Annotated in this window: 21 protein-coding genes; 11 read left to right on the top strand and 10 right to left on the bottom strand. The window is 55.6% G+C overall.

The window, feature by feature from the left end:
- Window positions 1–16 precede the first annotated feature (16 nt).
- Genes EV681_RS14710 through EV681_RS14700 form a run of 3 tightly spaced genes read left to right on the top strand, consistent with a single transcriptional unit; the run spans window position 17 to window position 4,423 of the window.
- Window positions 17–2,968, top strand: a complete 2,952-nt coding sequence (locus EV681_RS14710) for a DUF2169 family type VI secretion system accessory protein (protein WP_130304391.1) — start codon at window positions 17–19, stop codon at window positions 2,966–2,968.
- A complete protein-coding gene (locus EV681_RS14705; protein ID WP_130304390.1) occupies window positions 2,965–4,035 on the top strand; it encodes a pentapeptide repeat-containing protein in 1,071 nt (356 codons plus the stop codon). The genes EV681_RS14710 and EV681_RS14705 overlap by 4 nt, the downstream gene beginning before the upstream one ends.
- A gap of 1 nt (window position 4,036) precedes the next feature.
- Window positions 4,037–4,423 (top strand): DUF4150 domain-containing protein, encoded by a 387-nt coding sequence (locus tag EV681_RS14700; RefSeq protein WP_128392752.1) that lies wholly within the window; start codon window positions 4,037–4,039, stop codon window positions 4,421–4,423.
- A 54-nt stretch (window positions 4,424–4,477) separates the two neighbouring features.
- Here EV681_RS14700 and EV681_RS14695 read toward each other — a convergent pair whose 3' ends face one another.
- Window positions 4,478–5,137, bottom strand: coding sequence for a TetR/AcrR family transcriptional regulator (locus EV681_RS14695; protein ID WP_242612290.1), 660 nt, complete (start codon window positions 5,135–5,137; stop codon window positions 4,478–4,480).
- A gap of 104 nt (window positions 5,138–5,241) precedes the next feature.
- Between EV681_RS14695 and EV681_RS14690 the strand changes: the two genes are divergently transcribed.
- Complete coding sequence (locus EV681_RS14690; RefSeq protein ID WP_130304389.1) at window positions 5,242–6,249, top strand: Rossmann-fold NAD(P)-binding domain-containing protein; 1,008 nt, start codon at window positions 5,242–5,244, stop codon at window positions 6,247–6,249.
- An 85-nt stretch (window positions 6,250–6,334) separates the two neighbouring features.
- Here EV681_RS14690 and EV681_RS14685 read toward each other — a convergent pair whose 3' ends face one another.
- Complete coding sequence (locus EV681_RS14685; protein ID WP_130304388.1) at window positions 6,335–7,144, bottom strand: SDR family NAD(P)-dependent oxidoreductase; 810 nt, start codon at window positions 7,142–7,144, stop codon at window positions 6,335–6,337.
- A 48-nt stretch (window positions 7,145–7,192) separates the two neighbouring features.
- Between EV681_RS14685 and EV681_RS14680 the strand changes: the two genes are divergently transcribed.
- Window positions 7,193–7,591: a winged helix-turn-helix transcriptional regulator gene (locus tag EV681_RS14680; protein ID WP_128392760.1), complete on the top strand. Its 399-nt coding sequence runs from the start codon at window positions 7,193–7,195 to the stop codon at window positions 7,589–7,591.
- Window positions 7,592–7,755: 164 nt separating this feature from the next.
- Here EV681_RS14680 and EV681_RS14675 read toward each other — a convergent pair whose 3' ends face one another.
- Genes EV681_RS14675 through EV681_RS14655 form a run of 5 tightly spaced genes read right to left on the bottom strand, consistent with a single transcriptional unit; the run spans window position 7,756 to window position 11,262 of the window.
- Complete coding sequence (locus EV681_RS14675) at window positions 7,756–8,481, bottom strand: amino acid ABC transporter ATP-binding protein (protein ID WP_130304387.1); 726 nt, start codon at window positions 8,479–8,481, stop codon at window positions 7,756–7,758.
- A 5-nt stretch (window positions 8,482–8,486) separates the two neighbouring features.
- A complete protein-coding gene (locus EV681_RS14670; RefSeq protein ID WP_130304386.1) occupies window positions 8,487–9,173 on the bottom strand; it encodes an amino acid ABC transporter permease in 687 nt (228 codons plus the stop codon).
- A complete protein-coding gene (locus EV681_RS14665) occupies window positions 9,166–9,930 on the bottom strand; it encodes an amino acid ABC transporter permease (protein WP_130304385.1) in 765 nt (254 codons plus the stop codon). Before EV681_RS14665 ends, EV681_RS14670 begins: the two co-directional genes overlap by 8 nt.
- Window positions 9,931–9,940: 10 nt before the next feature.
- Window positions 9,941–10,864, bottom strand: a complete 924-nt coding sequence (locus tag EV681_RS14660) for a dihydrodipicolinate synthase family protein (RefSeq protein ID WP_130304384.1) — start codon at window positions 10,862–10,864, stop codon at window positions 9,941–9,943.
- Window positions 10,861–11,262 (bottom strand): RidA family protein, encoded by a 402-nt coding sequence (locus EV681_RS14655; protein ID WP_207227076.1) that lies wholly within the window; start codon window positions 11,260–11,262, stop codon window positions 10,861–10,863. The genes EV681_RS14660 and EV681_RS14655 overlap by 4 nt, the downstream gene beginning before the upstream one ends.
- A 150-nt stretch (window positions 11,263–11,412) precedes the next feature.
- Here EV681_RS14655 and EV681_RS14650 point away from each other — a divergent pair, with 150 nt between their 5' ends.
- The 5 genes from EV681_RS14650 to EV681_RS14630 all read left to right on the top strand — a co-directional run bounded on the left by EV681_RS14650 (window position 11,413) and on the right by EV681_RS14630 (window position 17,499).
- Complete coding sequence (locus EV681_RS14650) at window positions 11,413–12,825, top strand: aminotransferase-like domain-containing protein (protein WP_130304383.1); 1,413 nt, start codon at window positions 11,413–11,415, stop codon at window positions 12,823–12,825.
- A 124-nt stretch (window positions 12,826–12,949) separates the two neighbouring features.
- Window positions 12,950–13,849: an amino acid ABC transporter substrate-binding protein gene (locus tag EV681_RS14645; RefSeq protein WP_130304382.1), complete on the top strand. Its 900-nt coding sequence runs from the start codon at window positions 12,950–12,952 to the stop codon at window positions 13,847–13,849.
- 13 nt (window positions 13,850–13,862) lie between these two features.
- Window positions 13,863–14,849, top strand: coding sequence for a D-cysteine desulfhydrase family protein (locus tag EV681_RS14640; RefSeq protein WP_130304381.1), 987 nt, complete (start codon window positions 13,863–13,865; stop codon window positions 14,847–14,849).
- 28 nt (window positions 14,850–14,877) lie between these two features.
- A complete protein-coding gene (locus tag EV681_RS14635) occupies window positions 14,878–15,855 on the top strand; it encodes a Bug family tripartite tricarboxylate transporter substrate binding protein (protein WP_242612268.1) in 978 nt (325 codons plus the stop codon).
- 54 nt (window positions 15,856–15,909) lie between these two features.
- Window positions 15,910–17,499: an N-acyl-D-amino-acid deacylase family protein gene (locus EV681_RS14630; protein ID WP_130304380.1), complete on the top strand. Its 1,590-nt coding sequence runs from the start codon at window positions 15,910–15,912 to the stop codon at window positions 17,497–17,499.
- Between the two features lie 85 nt (window positions 17,500–17,584).
- Here the strand turns inward: EV681_RS14630 and EV681_RS14625 are convergent, their stop codons facing one another.
- The 3 genes from EV681_RS14625 to EV681_RS14615 all read right to left on the bottom strand — a co-directional run bounded on the left by EV681_RS14625 (window position 17,585) and on the right by EV681_RS14615 (window position 19,746).
- Window positions 17,585–18,322 carry an NIPSNAP family protein gene (locus EV681_RS14625; protein ID WP_130304379.1) on the bottom strand — a complete coding sequence of 246 codons (738 nt, stop codon included), beginning with the start codon at window positions 18,320–18,322 and terminating at the stop codon, window positions 17,585–17,587.
- A gap of 109 nt (window positions 18,323–18,431) precedes the next feature.
- A complete protein-coding gene (locus EV681_RS14620; RefSeq protein ID WP_128392769.1) occupies window positions 18,432–18,773 on the bottom strand; it encodes a YegP family protein in 342 nt (113 codons plus the stop codon).
- A gap of 151 nt (window positions 18,774–18,924) precedes the next feature.
- The gene (locus EV681_RS14615) at window positions 18,925–19,746 is read right to left on the bottom strand and encodes an AraC family transcriptional regulator (protein WP_130304378.1); all 822 of its coding nucleotides are present in this window, start codon (window positions 19,744–19,746) and stop codon (window positions 18,925–18,927) included.
- A gap of 125 nt (window positions 19,747–19,871) precedes the next feature.
- Between EV681_RS14615 and EV681_RS14610 the strand changes: the two genes are divergently transcribed.
- Entirely contained in the window at window positions 19,872–20,300 is a 429-nt protein-coding gene (locus EV681_RS14610) for an organic hydroperoxide resistance protein (RefSeq protein WP_130304377.1), read from the top strand.
- Window positions 20,301–20,356: the final 56 nt, after the last annotated feature.

Below are 20,356 nucleotides of genomic sequence, written 5' to 3'. Positions count from 1 at the left end.
CGGGATTTGCCCAATTATGAAGATAATAAAGCCCTTCTATCTGGGAACACTGACGCGTCCCTTCTCTATGCACCGGCAGCATCGCCTGGGCGTCGCGGTTTTCGTCGTCGCCGATTACAGTCGTGATGAGGATCATCCAAGGCTGGATCCGGACCAGCTACTGTGGCGCGACCTGCTCCCCCAGCTCGATTGTCAAGGAATGATCGATCAGTTCATTCCCAAACCCCAAGCCGAATATCTGGTCAGCGGGTTCGCCACAACTGAATTTGCAAAACAGGATAATCAGTGTGCGGTTCGTGTCCAGGTGGGCGGCCTGGAAAAAAGCCTGATGGTCTCTGGCCAGCGTTACTGGTTAAATGGCCGACTGACCGAGCCTGAACCCTTCGAGCGCATGGACGTCACCTGGGAAAACGCTTTCGGAGGCAAGTCTTTTGCCGAAAACACGGCAGGGAAAGGGGCCGATGCCGTCAAGGTGGCTGAAATTCCGACACGGCTTGCGCCGAATATCGAACTGCCCGCGACCCGCATGGAAACACAGGAAAGCACAGTCGAGCCCGCCAGCTTCGGTCCGATTCCACTTATGCGCCCCAGTCGTTTTGCCCTCGGAGGCACTTATTCCGAAAAATGGCTGAAAAAAGATTTCCCCGGGTTCTTTCCGGATTTGAACCCCGCTATCTTCAATGCGGCCAGCCCTGACCAGCGCTGGGCTAAGCGCAATTGCCTGCCTGCGCATGCGCCCTTTACCATCTGGAATATGACACCGGGCCAGCCGTACTGGACGGGTGTGCTGCCTGACTGGAAAGCACGCTGCTTCGTCATCAAGAGCAATCTGTCGCGCGAAGAAGAAATCCGTCAGGGCCATGACCGACGAACCGGAAAAACCCCGGAACACGGCCATGCTCAAGATCTAAATGGATGGCATGCACCCGCGCAAGGCCCTGCCCTGCCCCTTGGGGAACCGTCAGCACCAGAACAGAAACCTGAAAAAGGACCCGGGTCAGAACCCGAGCAGGAGCAATTTATCGAGATCCCGCTGCGCGCCACCACGGCATGGTTTGTGCCTCACGAAAAAAAAGTGATCTTGATTTATCATGGCTCACTGGAAATTGACGAGGACGACGCTGCCGATATCAAATGCATCATGCCGGCGCTGGAAAAACCTGAAGCGCAACGAGAGATATCCTGGTATCAGCGGGTCATGCAACAGCGCCGTGACCCTGAACACGGTGCCATGTATGCCTTTCTCGATAGCGAGCTTGTACCAAAAGACCTGCTGAACCCTCTGGAATTACAGGATATACAGGTCACCCAACTGGCGCGCTGGAAAAAGGCGATTGTTCGCAAAGACCAGACGATTGCCCAGAGACGGGAATTTATTGCCCAATCGGGATATGATCCGGACCAGTACATGCCGATTGTAATGGGGCCGGAGCGACAGTACTCTGTACAGGACGTGCCTGAACTTATGGAGGCGGTCAAAGCGCTGCCGGCACAAGCCGACAAGATCAAGGCTGAACGCCGGGCAGAGATACGCGAGCATTCTCTCGCTCCTGAGCTGACCGAAGCCATCCTGGATAATCTGATCAAGCCACCACCCGGGCCGCCTCGTACGATTGCGGCACAGATCGATGACCATATGCTGGGCGACCTGGAGCAGATGGCAGACAAGTATAAAGATGTACTGGATGCCTGGCATGAACACCAGCCCACGGCTCTGACGCAGATCAATGAACCGTCGGGCGCCGACGTCCATAGCCGGAAAATGACCTTGGACGAAGCGATAGACACCGATGAGTTTGGCAAAGCCAATCGCCAGTTTCGTGAAAAAACAAAGGAAATTGGTGAAATGCCTGAATTTGCAGCCCTGGATCGGCTCAGGCGCATGGAGCCGCTCAATCGCAAGATGTATCTGTACTCAGTGCAAATGCAGGAAGGGGCCACCCGGGTTTCTGCGCATCGCAACGAGCAGATTCGCGCCAGCGTCCAGCTACGTTACGATGCGGACAAGAATCTGTCTATGATGGACCTGACCGGTGCCGATCTTTCTGGCATTCGGCTACCCGGAGCAGATCTGCACGGCGCCTTCATGGAGGCAGTGGACCTGAGCGGTGCTGACCTGTCGGGCTGTAATTTATCGGAAGCGGTGCTGGCTCGCGCTACGCTGGATGGATGTAATCTGAGCAATGCAAACCTCAATAGCGCCAATCTGTCAGTCATCAATGCCAACCAGGCCAGATTCGAGGGGGCCAGCCTGGATTCGAGCATTATCGAGAAAAGCCGGTTTTTCGAATGTAATTTCTCCCAAGCCAGCATCACACAATTGTTGCTGAACAAGATTGGGTTTGAGAAGTGTACCTTTAAAAATGCAGCACTGCTGCAATGCATTTTTACCGAATGCGAATTTACTGAAAATATGATGGGTGCATGTATGACGCGCACAACCTTCGTGCAATCACAACTCACACGAAACCAATATGCTGGCGCGGTACTGGACAGCAGCCACTTTGTCAAAAGCGCACTGCAAGGCGAAGTTTTCGGATATGGAAAATTCATCAATGTCGCGATGACCTATCACACCACCGTGCAGGACTGCTCGTTCGCTCACTCGCAGTTCACACAATGCAATCTGCGCGGAATGCACCTGGATGGCCAGGACTTTACGCATGCTGATATGAGCATGACGGATTTGTCCGAATGTTCCCTGCAAGGCAGCACGCTGAGCAAAATGACCGCTCGGGATGCACTGTTTGTCCGTACAGACCTGCGACATGCCCGGGGCGCGCACGCCAACCTGATACAGGCAACGCTGACCCAGGCAAACCTGGAGCATGCCGATTTTTCAAAAGCAAATTTTTTCCGCGCCAACCTGGGCGGCGCCCGCCTGGACGAAACAACCGACCTGGACCGGGCCTTCACCACAGAAGCCAACCTGTATCCGCTGCGAAATCTCCAGGAAAATGACTCATGACTACGCTTGCGCAACTTCGTGAACTTTCTCGAATCGGCGATTCACTGAACGATAAGATCATTGACTTTGACCTGAACGGGCAAGACCTCTCGGCCATGACCTTCCAGGAAGTAACCTTCAAACAGGTTTCCATCAAAAGCGCCAACCTGGCCGAAGCAGTTTTTTTTCAATGCCGCTTTGAACAATGCGACCTGAGCTCAAGCAATCTCAAGCTCGCTTTGTTCACCAATTGTCATATGCAAGATTGCAATATTGCAAACGGCATTTTGGATGTCACTCAGTTTAATGAATCCACCCTTATCAACTGCAACTTCGAACACATCACAAGTGAAAACTCGGTTTTTCGCAAATGCAACATGCAGGGCAGCCGCCTTCTTTTCGAGCGCAATGTCATGACGCTTCTGGATGAAAACGATCTGACCGATGCAAATCTAAGCGGAAACGTGCTGGAGCAATTCACATTCGCGCACTGTGACCTGACGCAGTTGGCGTGGGCTGAAACCGATTTTGACCGGGCGGTGTTTTTCGAATGTCATATGGATGGCGTGGACCTGTCCCGCCGGCACTTGCAGGCGTGCCAATTCATTGACTCGTCACTTAGAGCCGCAAGATTTTTCCAGGCCGAACTGCCGCAGTGCAGTTTCAAGGGCTGCCAACTGCAGGAAGCTGACTTCCGGGGCGCCATTGCGCCCAATACGCTTTTCCCCCTGGCTGATCTGACGGGGGCCAACTTTTCCGACGCTCAATTGCACCAGACATTGTGGCCGGAATCGTGCCTTGCCGATTGTAATTTTTCTCGAGCTTTGCTGGATATGAGCGTGTTCCACCAGGCCAATTGCGAGCGTGCCAATTTCAGCCAAAGCGATCTGTCATTTTCAGACTTTACGGGTGCCAACCTCAGTGACATTCTCTGGATCCAAACCACATTGTCACGTACACGGCTGCACCGTGCCCTGGTTACGGACCTATCCCTCAAGAAACAACCTGGTGTTATCGAAAAAGACCCGATGCTTTTTGAGGCAGAACTTTTTAGCGCCCATCTGCAGCCTGGCGCGAACTGGAGTTAAAATGCTTGCAAATACCCAAATGTTCGGACTGGACTTGGCATTTCCCGACGTCTGCCTGACCCCGCCCGCGATTCCCATCCCCTACCCGAATATTGCGATGGGCATGATGGCTATCCCCATCTGCTTCAATATCCTGAAGTGCTTTGCCCCCGCGCACAATATGATGACCTTTACGCCCATCAGCCTGGGCGATATCCCGGGCGTTATCGGTGGTGTGGTGTCCCACACCGTCATGAGCCTTAAGCGCGATCTGACCGGGGCCTTTACTGTATTGCTGCGCGGCCTGCCCGCTACGCGTCTGACCAGCATCACGCTGCAGAACACCTTCAATATGGTAGGTATCCGTGCCGTCCCAAGCCAACCGAAGGTGTATGTGCTGGCCGCCTGACGCGGAACGATCCAGGCTGACAATTTAGGTTTGGGCGCGGGGCACAATGCCACGTCAACGCGCCGCCATTCCACCCGTAATCAACGACGCAAAGACGGCCTCGGCCTCCCGCGCATCCAGCGTCCCGCGCACCAACGCGGACGACAGCGCTTCTCCCGCCCCCACAAAGCCAATGCAGCGCTTTTCCAGCTCGCCCGCGGGCAAATTGTCGAAAGGCTTCAGTACCGCAACGAACATCATGATCACGTTATTGAGCAGCTCCTGGAAAACGGCCGCCTTCTCTTGGCTCCCGGCCAAGGCCGCGCCTACGGTGTGAAAGTCATCGGTAATATCCGTCGCGCAATGGATATAGGTGGTCGCCAGCAGGCGAATGGTCTCCTCCTGGCCTCGCGTTTCTGCAGCCATTGCCGCTTGAAACGCGCTTACCCTCTCGGTATCGATCCACCTGTATAGCTCAATGAGCAAGCCCGAGCGCGTGCCGAAATGTTCGTACACCACAGGCTTGGAGACACCTGCGCGAATGGCAAGATTGCCCAGCGTGAGTCGATCGGCGCCTTCATCACGAATGATCAACAGAGCCGTGGCAAGTAATTGCTGTCTTCGCGCCTCTTTTGGCAGCCGGCTCGCTGCTTTCGTTGAAGGCGTTGCTGTAGCCGTCCTGGCAGGACTCTTTACTGGCGTCTTCGGGGCTTTCTGATTGGAATGAGTAACCACAGTCAAATTTCTCCTTGCGCAACCTACCTTTAGTAGGTTAAGCTACTTTTCGTAGGTTTATCCTACCTTTAGTAGATTCTAACCCTCTTCAAGGACATATGACAATGATTTCAGACGCTATTCTTCTAATGGGCGGCACCGGCGCGATCGGACGCGAGACTGCCCGCGCGCTGCGCGCCATCCACCCCGATGTTCCGTTACTGATCGGGGGTCGCGATTTGGCTAAAACCCGCCAGGCGGCCAGCGAAATCGGCAATGCCGAGGGCGTGGCAATTGATGCGCGTGCCACCGATCTCGGTCTTGGTGACCGTCGGGTCAGCGCTGTTGCGGTCTTCTACGCCGACCACCGCCTGGCCAGTCTGCGCTTCGCGCAAAGTCGTGGGGTCCCACACCTGAGCATCTCTTCCGGCGTATACGAAATTGCCCCTGAAGTGGCAACCTATATGCACTCGCCCGGCACGGCGGCGATCGTCCTGGGCTATGAATGGCTGGTCGGCGCCACCACCATCGCCGCATTAACCTGTGCCAAATCTTTTTCACAGCTGCAGCAAGTCACGATGAACGCGCTGGTTGATGAGCAGGATGCAGGTGGCCCGGCGGTTGCCGAGGATTTTGAACGACTGGGCCGGATGATGCCCGCCGCTCTCACCCGCCGCGACGGCAGCTATATTTGGCGCAGTAACGACGATGCCAAAGCCCAATTTCGTGCAATCGATGGCACCGCAGTGGAAGGCACTGGCTTTTCGTCTATCGATGTTGCTGGCCTGGCGGTCGCCACCGGAGCGCCGGACGTGCAATTTAACCTTGCCATGGGTGTCAGTTCATCCCGACGTCGCGGCGAACCTAAATCCACGGAAATCATTATCGAAATGGCAGGCAAAGACAGCGACGGGCACCCGCTACGCACTCGTCATGCCGTGTTCCATCCGGGCGGCGCCGCGCCATTGACTGCATTGGGGGTCAGCATGATCCTGGAGCGACTGGCCGGGCTGGATGGCAAAGCGCCGACGCCGCCTGGATTGTATTTCCCTTATCAGGTTGTCGATCACGCGAGCTATCTGTCCCGCTTGCAGGCCGAAGGCGGCAGCATCGTGTCGCTGGATGTGGAGTAATGTGAGTGCCGGTCAGGCAGGACAACTGGTCCTGGAGTGAGCAATCCTGGCTTTATCCAGTTTAATGCCATATGGAAGGTGCCTGCTAAAGCCCTGGCCACATTCCCCCATCCAGCCTCACATTTGCTCCGGTGATATAACTGGCTCGGGGACTCACCAGGAACGCAATGACATCTGCAATTTCGTCAAGCGTTCCGACCCGTCCTATGGGCACCTGGGCGAACATCGGCAGCACGCTTTTTTCGATCTCGCTCCACGGGGCATCGACCGACAGTCCGTTTTCGACAGCCGTTTTCCGAAACACCTGATCAAGACTCACACTATGAATGGTTCCCGGCGTAATGGTATTTGCGGTAATCCCTTCCTTGGCAACAGCCTTTGCAAGTGAAGCCGTCATTGCGATCATGGCAGCCTTGGCCGCCGCGTAGTCCGGCCTCATCGGTGGGGGCATCATTCCAGCAATACTGGAGATGTTGATGATCCTGCCCCATTTGGCCTCCCGCATCTGCGGCAATACACTTGTGGTGACCCGAACTGCAGCAAGAACGTTTCGATCATAGCCCGACGCCCATGTTTCAGCGCGCGTGGCCTTCCAGTCTTCTGTCACTCCAGAGCCTCCCGCGTTGTTGACAAGAATCTCGACTGGCTTGACGAAAGCCTGTGCTTGTCCGATAAGCCGCTGCACTTCGTCTTCGTGTGTCAGGTCGCCCACCACCCCATAGGCGCACCCGCCATCAATGGTAATATCGTGTGCAACTTCTTCAACAGCGATCTTGTTGCGGCCATGGATGATCACAGTCGCGCCCTCGCGCGCAAGCCCCTGGGCGACCGCTTTGCCAATCCCTTTGCTGCTCCCGGTAACAAGCGCAATTTTTCCATCAAGTTTCAAATCCACACTGCCGCTCCCATGTTAACGCTAGTGTTCAATACTAGAGGACAGTCAATGAACGAGTCAATTACGCACTTAAAAGTACCTGTGGCACCAGAGCAAAGGGATGCGTGCCTTGGCGTGGACGGATCGGTCGCGCATGTAAGCAACGTCATTCACATGATCAGCGGGCGATGGAAGCTGCCAATTCTGTTTCGTCTGTTCGCAGAGCCGTCTATGAGGACCTTGCAATTATTGCGAGACATCCCGGGCATTTCACAGAAAATGCTAACGCAGCATCTCAGAGAACTTGAAGAAAACGGTCTGATCGCAAGGAGAGACTTCGGCGAGCAGCCGCCCCGTGTCGAGTATAGCCTTACTGACTCGGGGCGTCGCCTCATGCCGGTTCTAATGGCCGCCAGGGAATTCTCCCGTGCCCATTCCGCAAACAAAGATGACTCGGTGAGCGTCTGAAAAGGCCGGTGGCGAAAGAACTAATCCACACATCATATTTTTACCCCCCGGCTAACGACGCATACCCCCCGCTTAACGCGCAGTACCATTAACCTCATCAACGTACTCACATTTTTACGCGGCGCCCAATACGCTGGCGCAGCAAGTTGCTCACAGCATCATGCCTAATGGATAATCTTCCCCAGAAAGTCCTGTGCTCGCCGGGACCGCGGCTCATTAAAGAATGCAGCCTTGTCGCAGTCCTCGACAATGGCGCCGCCATCCATGAAAATAACCCGGTCGGCCACTTTTTTAGCGAAACCCATTTCGTGCGTCACCACCATCATGGTCATGCCGTCACGCGCCAGCCCGACCATGACGTCCAGCACTTCGTTGATCATCTCTGGATCCAATGCAGAGGTAGGTTCATCGAATAGCATCGCGATGGGATCCATTGCCAGCGCCCGCGCAATTGCGACGCGTTGTTGCTGTCCGCCTGAGAGCTGGGCAGGCAATTTGGATGCGTGCCCCGCCAGACCTACCCGATCCAGATATTCAAGTGCCTTGCTGGCGGCCAGTGCGCGATCGCGTTTAAGCACTTTCATCTGACCCAGAAGCATATTGTCAAGAACACTCAGGTGGGGAAATAACTCGAAGCCCTGGAACACCATGCCAATGCGAGCGCGCAGTTGCGGCAGATTCGTATCCTTCGCCGCAACCGAAACGCCATCGATCAAGATGGTGCCCTGATCAATAGGTTCCAAACCGTTTACTGTCTTAATCAGGGTCGATTTGCCCGAGCCGGAAGGCCCGCATACAACCACCACTTCGCCCTTGCTGACGGACGCGCTACATTGATTGAGTACCTGGAAATTGCCGTACCACTTGGAAATATTATTTATTTCGATCATATTTTTTAGCCATTTTGAAATTGACGCATGCGTCTGACAAGGGATGAAAGCGTAAAGCAGATGCAGAAATAGACCACCGCCACGAACAGATACATTTCCAGCAATCGCCCATCGCGCTGTGCAATCGCGGCGGCGGCGCCCACAAAATCGGTGATGGAAACCACGTACACAAGCGAAACCTCTTGCAAAAGAATAATGGATTGCGTTAACAGCAGGGGCAGCATGCTTTTTATTGCCTGCGGAAGAATCACGTATGTCATGGCCATGCGGTGGTTCATGCCCAACGCCTGTGCCGCCTGCACTTGTCCGCGTGAAACACCCAGGATGCCAGCCCGTATGATTTCGCAGTAATATGCAGCCTCGAACATAACGAATGTGACCAGTGCCGAACTGAACGCGCCCACTTCGATAGGCGTGTTCGAACCCATTATCCAGCCTCCGATATACGGCACCAGAAAGAAGAACCAGAAAATTACCAACACCAGCGGGATAGAGCGAATAACGTTGACATAAACGCCGGCGACGGTGCGCAGGGTAGCTGAGTGCGACAGCCTCATGAGCGCCAGCAGCGTTCCCAATATCAACCCACCCACCATCGCCAGGAGCGTCAATTTGACAGTGAAGACCATGCCTACGCCAAATAGAAACGGCAAGGCCTGGACGATCACGCTAAAGTCGAATGAGTCAAGCATGGCGATTCACCCGTCGGTTACGCTGCAGCAGGCTTCTGAACGAGCGCCCAGGTATCACGGCTGACTCGATCAGTCGCATAACCCCTACAGCAGACAGGTTCACCACCAGATAGATCAGCGTTGCAGCGGTGAAAGCCTCAAAGACCTGAAACGAGAACTCCTGCATTGCTCGGGCGGTGGCGGTCAGTTCAATCAGGCCGATGGTCAGCCCCACCGAGGTGTTCTTGATATTGTTCAGAAATTCGTTCGTCAACGGCAACAGCATCCGCCGTCCGGCCACAGGCAAAAGCACATAGCGGTAAATTTGCCATGTCCGCAGTCCAAGCGCTTTGGCTGCCGCCCGCTGACCACGTGGCAAGGCGTCGATACCCGCAGACACCTGGACCGCAACCCGGGCCGACGTAAAGAACCCAAGACACACAACAGCGGCGACAAAGGGACCGTTAGACAAGGTTTTTATCCAGTAACCCATCGCACCAGGCAAGAGCTCGGGAATCACAAAGTACCAGACAAACATCTGGACCAATAGCGGAATATTGCGAAACAGTTCAATGTAGGCAAAGGCCAGTCGACGCGCCGTCGCTGACTCTGTGGTTTTAAGAACGCCTACGATCACGCCCAACACCATTGCAATGGCCCAGGCCAGCAATGCGGTGGTGAGCGTCCAACCCAATCCCGACAACAGGCTGTCCATATAGGTGCCTGTTCCATCCGGTGCGGGGTCTCCAAAAATCATCCAGTTCCAGTGGTAGTTCATTGTCGCCTCTCTAGATGGCCAGACGGTCTTGGCCGCTGTTGTGCCGGTGAGCCTGGACTGCCGCCAGTCCGTTTTGCAACTGGGCAAGCTGCATTGAATTGAGGGGGACCAGAGGCAGTTTCATCGTTGCCCAACTTTCATCTTGGCGCTGCAAGGCCAACGCAGCCTTCACTGCCGGCACCAGGGGGACACTGGTCAAGGCCTTGCGCGCATTGACCATCGGGCTATAGATGTCATCTGGTGTATCCACACCGGACCGATAGGCCGCGCATGCCAGATTCGGGAATACATTCACCGAAGCAGATATGCAGCCGGCAAATTTTTTCCGGGCACCATCCCTGAGCGTCGCTTCATCACTCGGAAACACCGCGAGCTGGCTGAAATTTGTCGCCACGGCCTCGGCATACAGCAAATCGCCTGAGCTATCCTTTATGCCTGCCAGCAATGCGCCAAGACTGCGTGTCAGTTGTTCGATGACCTCCAGCGAGTACTTCAGGCCGGTAAATTGCGGGATGTTGTAGAGATACAATCTGCTGCGCTGCAGGCTCGCCCTCTCTGCCAGGGCCTCAACATACTGCACCAACGCGCTGTCGCCAACACCCTTGTAATAAAAAGGAGGAAGCAAGAGCGCGCCGGCAAAGCCCATCGTGTCGGCCGCTTGGGTCAAGGCAACCGCGTCGGCCAATGCCGCGCCACCGGTGCCGACCATCATCCGCGGCGCCAGGCCGGCCGTTGCCACCGCTTCCATGACCTGCAAACGAGTCGCTTGGTCAAAAGACGTCGCCTCTCCGGTCGTTCCCAGCAAATTCACCCCCTGGCAACCGGCATCGAACAGATCGCCGATGAACGCCACAAGCTTTGCTGTATCCGGCTGGCCATCCGCACCCAATGGCGTCGGTACGGCGGGAATCACGCCATGAAGAATCGGGTTCATAGCACCACCTCCTGCTTACGGGCCGACAAGGGGACGTAAGCCACCACATCGATCTCCACCTGCACACCGTTGAGCGCGCAGCCTACCGTGGTTCGTGCCGGCCGGAAGGTCGGAAAATGGCTGGCGTAAACCTGATCGAAACGAGCGGCATCTGCAAGGTTACTCAGAAAAACGCCAACCTTGACCACATCCTCCAGCGCACCGCCGGCGGCCTCGAGCGTCAGACGTACATTTTCAAGCGTAACTGCTGTTTGTTCTTCAATTGTCTTGCCAACTACAGCACGCAAGTCGTTGCGTGGCGTCTGTCCCGACACAAAGATAAAGTCCCCGGCGCGAACCGCGTGTGAGTAGTGGCCACCGCAAGCCTTATCGCGCGGCGTATGGATCATCTGCAGCATGTTATTTTCCATGTAAAATAGGTTAAATAATTTTGTATCACAAATAGATCTATTTTGTACCGATACAAAATAGATTGTTCCGATAATAGACGGGTACATTTATTCCTGTCAAGCCTCGCGCTAAGGCTTCGAATCGAAAAAAGGCAATATATGCAAAGCTCAAACGACTGGGCACCAGATCTGTCTGCAACCAGTGGACCGATGTATAAGAGAATCGCCCAGGCTCTCATCCAGGACATCCGTAGCGGCAAACTCAAGCCCGGCGACCAGTTGCCGCCCAACCGCCAATTGTCATCCCAGCTTGGCGTGACCGTAGGGACTGTATCTCGCGCATTCGGCGAAGTTGTAAGAGCGAGACTGCTGGAGACCGGCGCGCGCCGCGGAACACGCGTGAAGGATCCGGCCGCAGCAGATGCGGTCGACGCGACAGCAGGTGCAGCCTCCGCAAGACATCGAATAGTGGACCTGCGCGGCCATCAGGCAGCATTGAAAAGCTGGGGAGACGACATTGGGCAGGCGCTATCACAGCTGCACCAATCACCTGCCTTTGGCGAGCTGCTGCGCTACGATGATCCGGCAGGACGCTCCACCCATAGACAGGCCGGCGCCCAGTGGCTCAGTCGCAACACCGAACCCCCCGTTGACCCTGCCCGGGTAGTCGTGACCGATGGCGCACAACACGCGCTTTTGTGCGGTTTGCTGGCATGCAGCAAGGCTGGCGACTATGTCGCCACAGAGCAACTGACCTACACCGGCTTGAGAACCCTGGCGCCTCGGCTCGGACTCAACTTAGTGCCGATCGACATTGACGAGCACGGCCTGGTGCCAGACTCCCTGCGTAAAGCAATCGCAACCCACCCCATCAAAGGCCTTGTCTGCGTGCCCAACATCCACAATCCAACGACGGCAACCATCCCGCCAGACCGGCGCATGGAAATTGCCGACATTGCAAAGCAGGCTGGCATCTTTCTGCTGGAAGATGATGTGTACGGCTGCCTGTCGGAAGTACCACTGCCTACCCTGGCATCCCTGGCTCCGGAATTGACTATCAGGATTACCAGCTTTTCCAAATCCCTTGGCCCTGGATTGCGCGTGGGCTACATGCAAACGCCACGCCAACTGACAGCGGCAGTCATCGAGGCAGTGCGTGCCACGACCTGGATGGCCTCGCCGATCTCAGCCGAGGTGGCAGCCCAGCTTGTCACCTCAGGGAGCGCCGAACGAGTACTGCAAGAGAACCGGCTTGAGCTGGGCGAACGAAACAACGCACTTACTCAGGCACTTGCCGGATTCGATCTGCAGACAAGCACGTTTAGCCCCCACGCTTGGCTGCGACTTCCCGACCCATGGACTGCCGGCCAGTTTTGCCGACGAATAGAAACGATGGGCTATCGGGCTGCTCCCTCAGAAGCCTTTGCCACCAACCCGCCCGGTGTAGATAACGCCGTGCGCATCAGCGTCAGCGCAGCACAGGATACAGCCGAGCTGCGCAATTTTGGAATACTGATTGCAGACATGCTGGCTGAAGAACCACACGCCCCCTCCATTGGTATATTCCCCTAGTTCGCCTGCAATATATACCATTGACTTTCTTTATGTATCGATTGATAATTGGATTTCATTATTTTGTAACGATACAATAAGAAGTCCGTGAGCGATTTACGCTGCGGCACCGGAGAAGACACCCATGAAAACTTCAATGTTTGTCGCAGCCCTTACGCTGGTCGCCAGCACGTGCGCAACCGCCCAGCCAACCGACACACTCAGCAAAATCAAACAAAAGAACGAGATCGCGCTCGGCGTTCGGGAAACCGCACAACCCTTTTCCTATCTCGATGCATCACACCAGTTTGTCGGCTATTCGGTGGATCTCTGCCTTAAAGTCGTGGAAGAAATAAAGACCCACCTCAATCAGCCCGATCTCAAGATCAGGATGGTGCCCATAGCCTCTTCCAACCGTATCCCGCTCATGGCCAATGGCACAATCGACCTGGAGTGCGGCACCACCTCGAATACAGTCGAGCGCCAGAAACAGGTCGCCTTTTCATCCACCATCTTCGTATCCAGCACACGATTTGTCTCCAAGAAAAGCACCAACCTTGCTGATCTGAGTTCACTGGCGAGCAAGTCAGTAGTCGCCACAGCTGGCTCGTCAAATATTCGGCAGATCATGGCACTGAACGTCGCGCACAAATACGGTATGCGTATCGCACCGGCACGCGATTTTGCCGAAGGCTTCCTGATGATGGAAACCGACAGGGCCGCTGCATTCTTCCTGGACGACATTACACTTGCCGGTCTGGTGGCCAACGCAAAAACGCCGGATGCATACGTGATTTCCAAGGCCCCCCTGTCGGTTGAGCCGTACGCCCTGATGATGAGAAAGGGGGACTCCTCCTTCAAGGCACTGGTGGATGGTGCGCTCAAATCCACATTTGCAAGCGGTGCCATCAACGGCATTTACGCCAAATGGTTCGAGTCTGCGATTCCACCCAAATCCATCAATCTGCGGGTTCCCATGAGTCCAGCACTGCGACGCGCCATTGCCAATCCTACCGACAGCACCGACGCTGCCTCATACCAATAAGGAGCGCGGCCAAATGGAATGGAATGCATTTCCCAGAATCAGCTTCACTGAACATGCAACGCCCCTGCAGCCGCTTCTGCGACTGTCGGCCTATCTGGGCGGGCCGAAGATATTCATGAAGCGAGATGACCTCACTGGTCTGGCCGGCGGCGGCAACAAGGCGCGCAAACTGGAGTATCTGGCAGCCGACGCGCTCGCCAAGGGCGCCGATACCTTGATCGCAACGGGCGCGACCCAGTCGAATCATGCCCGGCAAACCGCAGCCGCCGCTGCCCAGTTGGGCCTCAGTTGCGTATTGCTGCTGGAACGACGTCTGGAAGGGCAACCCGCCGAATATTACCGGGCAGGCAACGCGCTCTTGAACCGAGTGCTCGGCGCAACGCTCTGCGAGGCGTTGCCTGCAGGCGCAAACATTGCGGAAGCGGTTGCCGAGCTGGAAACGCAACTGATCCGACAAGGGCGCAAACCCTACATCATCGCCGGTGGAGGCTCAAGTCCACTGGGCGCGATGGGATATGTGGGCTGTGCTCATGAGATCGCCGCCCAGGCCTCTGATCTGGGCATTAAGGTCGACTACATTGTGCATGCGGCCGGAAGCGGCGGAACGCAAGCGGGCCTGGTTGCCGCACTGTCCCGTGGCAAACATACCCGGGTGCGAGGCTATAGCGTGCGGTTCGACTCCAATCGCATGTCAGAAATCGTTCATGCCATCGCCAACCAGACTGCGGGCCTGATGGAGGCCTCCGTACCCGCTGACCAGATAGAGGTCGATGACGCTCATATCGGCGACGGATATGGTATCGCAACCCCAGAAGCCCTGGATGCCATCAAGCTCCTGGGACGACAAGAAGGCATCCTGCTGGATCCTGTGTACACAGGCAAGGCCATGGCAGGCTTGATCGCCGATATTCATTCGGGCAGGTTTGCTGCGGACCAGAACATTGTTTTTCTGCACACCGGTGGCGCAGCAGTACTGTCTGCTTACGCCGCCTTGCTCTAGCTTGTTTTCCATTCTAAAAGGAAAAATCATGAACAAAATAAGTTGCGCGTTTATTGCCGCCTTGGGTGTAATATCAAGCTTGCAATACAGCCACGCTACCGAGACTGCCTGGCCGACAAAGGCGGTCACCATTGTGCTGCCGTCGACACCTGGCGCGGCATCTGACGTATTGACGCGTGCCGTCGCCGCCGAATTGGCCAAAATCACCGGCCAATCTTTTATCATCGAGAATCGGCCGGGTGCCGCAGGCGCGATCGCGCTATCACATTTGAAACGCTCAGCCCTTGATGGCTACACGTTAAGTTATGGAAATATCAATAACCTGGCGATCAATCCCGCGCTGTTCAAGAAACTCGCATACGACGCGAATCGAGACTTTGTCCCCGCTGGCCCGATGTATACCGTACCCAATCTATTAGTGGTGCGAAAAGACTCCCCCTACAAAACGATCGCCGATCTGATTGCCGCCGCAAAAAAATCACCGGGCCAGTTGACATGGGCAGCCTCCAACCTTGGAAGCAGCGGCCATATGGGCGGTGAGCTCTTCAAAGATCTCAGTGGCGTTGATACCCAATTCATTCCGTATAACGGCGATCCGCAATCACTGACAGACCTGGTGGGCGGCCGGCTTGACTATACGTTCACCAATGCCACGGTCGCATACCCAATGATTAAAAGCGGCAAGTTGCGTGCACTGGCAATTACAACCAGCGAGCGCGTGCAGATGGATCCCTCAATACCGACCCTTGCGGAAAGCGGCCTCAAAGATTATGAAAACAGCGCCTGGGGAGGACTGATCGCCCCGGCCGGTACGCCCAAAGACATTATCATGAAAATAAGTGAAACGCTTAACACCGCAATGCGTTCACCCACGGTACAGGCAACGCTCACGCAATCCTTTGCCACGCCCACCCCGGGAACCCAGCAAGAGTACAGCGCGTTGATCGCCCAGGAGCAGCGCAAATGGGCGCAGCTTATCGAAAGCGCCAAAATCGAAAAACAATAATGCGGGCCGCGTACTTGATCGCCCTCACCTAACCCCAAGGTCACCCTCTCAATTATGCACGACTTCATTCTCTCTCACGGTTCAATCATTGATGGCAGCGGCAAGCCGCGCGTGACCGGCGATGTTGCCTTAAAAGACGGTCGTATATCCGCAATCGGCGATTTGACAGACGAATCGGCCGCAAGGCGAATCGACTGCAGTGAGCGGATCATTTCGCCCGGATTCATCGACTGCCACTGCCACTCGGAACTGTCCCTGATTGCCAACCCCGGCGCTGAAAGCAAAGTTCGTCAGGGCGTAACCACAGAGGTGCTAGGAAACTGCGGATGGTCTACTTTTCCATTGGCTGGTGCGAACGCGGCTGCGTTCCGTGAACAGGCTTCACCCATCTTCGGCCACCCCACCATTGAGTGGAACTGGGTGGACCTTAACGGGTACTTCGAGCGCGTATTCAAGCAAGGCGCCGCCGTCAACGTCGCCACGCTGACTGGACACGGCGCACTGCGTGCTGCGGTTATGGGACTGGAGGCGCGAGCGCCAACCCTGGCCGAACTGGAATCCATGAAGACCCTGCTTCATCAGACAATGCAGCAAGGCTCGCTGGGTTTATCATCAGGCCTGTGTTATGTACCCGGCGTCTACGCCGATTCGGACGAACTCGTTGCTCTGGCAGGCATCGTCAATGACTATGGCGGGTTGTACGCAACCCATATGCGGGATCAGGTAGATGGGCTGCTCCAATCCGTAGACGAGTCCCTGGATGTTGCCCTGCGTGCACACATTCCGTTGCTGATCTCTCATCACAAGACCAGCGGTGCGAGAAACTACGGCAAGACACGCCTGTCGCTTGCCAAGCTGGACGAGGCCCGCCAACACGGCCTAACCACCTATTCCGATATGTACCCGTACCTGGCCGGCAGCACTACACTATCCATGCTGTTTCCACCCTGGGTGCTCGATGGCGGGCGGGACGCAATGATGGAAAGACTGGCATCGAACGAATGCCGCGCGCGCATCAGGCACGACTGGACGCATGGCATCCCCGGTTGGGAAAACCGAATTGCGGCCCTGGGCTGGCAGAACATTACCATTTCCTACCTCAAGCATGCCGAACGTCAGGTATATGTCGGCCTGACGGTACTCGAAGCCGCGCAACAGGCAGGCCAGGAGGTCTGTGACTTTGTCTTTGATCTGATGCTGGCAGAACAAGGCGAGGTGGGCCAGATCATGCAGAACTCGTGTGAAGAGGACCTACGCAATGTGCTCACCCATGCACACAGCATGATAGGAAGCGACGGCCTGGACGTGGGAGATCACCCTCATCCGCGCCAATACGGAACGTTCCCGAAAGTTCTGGGGGAACTCGTGCGCGACAAGGGCTGGATGACGCTTGAAGAAAGTATATTCAAAATGACCGGCTACACGGCGCGCACATTCAGGCTCGGTGATATGGGGCTGCTCAAACAAGGTTATCGGGCTAACATCACCGTCTTTGACCCCGCCAACGTACAAGCGAACGCCACTTATGAAAATCCGCGACAATTCGCCAGTGGTATCGAATGGGTATTTGTGAATGGACGTCCCACTTTGGCAGATGGAGTGGCGACTGGCGATCTTGCGGGTACTGCAGTTCGCAGATGCTAAGCCCGAATTGATGTTGAGTCGATCTGCTTTGTGAAGTAGGGCACGGTGCCGGGGCGGTCAATCACCGCCCGGTTCACGAACGCCCTTATGACATTTGTATTTGTCGGGCTATTTTCGTGGTTTGGGAAACAACAAGATCATCTGCATGATTACGAAAGGCGCGCCACTCAGCATTTGCTGCCAGTTTCTGATTAAGCGCTTCTATTGCGGCATAATTGTCGTGAGCTGTGATCTGGATAAATTTGTTCAGGCTCCCGACTTCAGACGTATAAATACCAGCAATGCCGACCCGATTTTTCTGGAGCACCGGTAGCCCCCTCTTCTCATACGCAGAAAGCAGCTCCGACATGCGCCCCCTCTTTACCGTCGACACCTTGATTTGCATGACGGTCAAATCGTCGCGTCGCGTATCGTCGTGGTTTATTTTTATGGGCACCTGCTTCAGAACGGTGTTTTCCTGTCGCTCTATCAGGCCATCGGATTCGCTCAAATAGGTACCCCATTGAGAATCTGCATCTCTAAAAGCCCTTCTGCGTTCCATGTCCGCCAGAGAGTCAAAGCCCCATAAATGCATCACTTCTTCCTGCTGCCCGATTTCGGTCTTGTAAAAGGCCAACGGCTGGCCGAGGTGGCGCGATTGTACCGGCAACATGTGAAGTTTCGCCAAACGAAGAAATTCGTCAACACCACCAGAGCGCATGGTATACACCCGAAAATCCACTATCTTTTTTTCTGTCATTCGAATTGGGTCCGGCAAAAATACACAGCAAAAACGGCGTATAGGCATCGCTATGACGCGCGACACATCGATCAGCCAAAGCATGAAACACCACCACAATTGGCTAACGATGCAGGCCTTTTATTTTACCATGATCAATTTTCACCGACCCGATCGAACGACGCTATCCGGAGACGAACAAGAGCCGTTGGCGCTATGCACCAGTAGCGGTATTGTCCTTTGTTGTCCCCGTCGGGCCGTTGGTTTTGCACGAAGCAATCCCGTTGTCGCGGGCGGTGGCGCTGGAATACATTTCGCTACGCCCGATTACCTGGCCATTGGCACTTGATAATGTAAAAAAAGGCGAGCCATCCTTGGCTGTTTTTCGCTCGTACCTTTCGTCTATCGGAGAATTCTTGCGGACCGATTCGATGCCATCCAACGCACCTGCCTTGGCGGCATATCGCTCGCTGGTCAGAACAGTTTGTCCATTTCCAGCCTTCAGATTGAACATGTACTGCTCGCCACTGCGCTTCAAGTCATAGCTTCCACTCATGTAAATCTCCGATATTCGAGTTATTTGGGAATACAACTGTGATGTCATGTGATGCTAAGCCAGGCGCGGTGTTATGCGCCAGTGGTCATAATACTACTGCAATTTTTATTTTTTGAAAACACGGATGTGATAATCAGGGCCAACCCCTCCTCTACATATACCCCGCCTTCCACTGCCGCGGTGACTGCCCCGCCTGCGCCTTGAACGCACGGGATAGCGCCGCTTCGCTGCCGTAGCCGACCTCGGCCGCAATCATCTTCAAGGGGCGCCCGCGGCGCAGGGCCTTTTGTGCCAGCCGCACGCGCCAGCCCTGCAGATACTGGCCCGGCGTGATACCCACCGTCTCACGAAACGTCGCGGCAAAAACGCTGCGCGACATGCCCGCGACCGTCGCCAGCTCGTCCAGGGTCCACTCCTGCGCCGGCGCCTCATGCATCGCTACCAGCGCATTGCGCAGGCGGGCGTGCGACAGGCCGGACAGCAGGCCGCCATGGATTTGACCGCTTTCCATCAGCTGGCGCAATACCTGGATCATTACCACCTCGAACAGCCGCTCAACCAGCGCGACGCGCCCGCAACGCTGCTCGAACGCTTCTTCGAACAACAGCGCCAATATCGGCTCGGCGCCATCAACATCTGCCAGCGGCAGGCAGACAAGGTCGGGCAGCGCCGAGGCGATCGGATTGCCTGCGCCGCCTTCGAAAGCCAGGTTGGCGCAGACCATGTCCGCCCCCAGCTCGGAGTCGGTCACAAAGTGATGGGTCATCGGCCTTGGGAACAGCAACAGGCTGGGGCGATCTACCTGCAGCACTTGGCTGCCGTATTGCACCTGGACCGTACCACTGCGCACCAAATGCAATTGTCCGTTGGCGCCATCGCTTTGCACCGTATTAATGCCACACAGCGCGCTGGTATTGAAAACCTGCGCGGTTACAGGGAAATGCGCCATCAGCGCGGCAAGCCTGTCAGCCATTTTAATACTCCTAGTCAAGTTTTCAGGATTTTACATCACCCAACGTCCTTCCGGTGCGGGCAGAATACGTCTTACGGGATAACACTTTCCCCAACCAAGCAACTCACTTACCAGGACCCCTCATTATGTCTATCGAAAAAGTTCTCTACACCGCCACTGCAACTGCCACAGGAGGCAGGGAAGGTCGCGCCACTTCCTCCGACAACGTGCTTGACGTGCAATTGTCCACTCCACGCGAGCTGGGCGGCGCCGGCGGCCCCGGCACCAATCCGGAACAATTGTTTGCCGCCGGTTATTCGGCCTGCTTTCTGGGTGCGCTCAAATTCGTCGCCGCCAAACAAAAGGTTGCCCTGCCCGCAGACACAACCGTAACTGGCCAGGTTGGTATCGGCCAGATCCCCACCGGCTTCGGCATCCAGGCACAACTGACCATTGCCGCCCCCGGGATCGACCGCGACACGCTGCAGGCGCTGGTCGACCAGGCCCATGTTGTCTGCCCGTATTCCAATGCGACGCGCGGCAACATCGACGTAACGCTGGTGCTCGGCAACTGATATCGCGCTTTTGTATTTCGCCGCTTTTTATTTCATTTGTCCTTTTTCTTTTGTCT

Source organism: Advenella incenata (genome assembly GCF_004217095.1).
In the GTDB taxonomy this organism is placed as follows: domain Bacteria; phylum Pseudomonadota; class Gammaproteobacteria; order Burkholderiales; family Burkholderiaceae_B; genus Advenella; species Advenella incenata.
The sequence above is the reverse complement of the archived record's forward strand: the minus strand, read 5'-3'. Positions and strand labels throughout refer to the sequence as shown.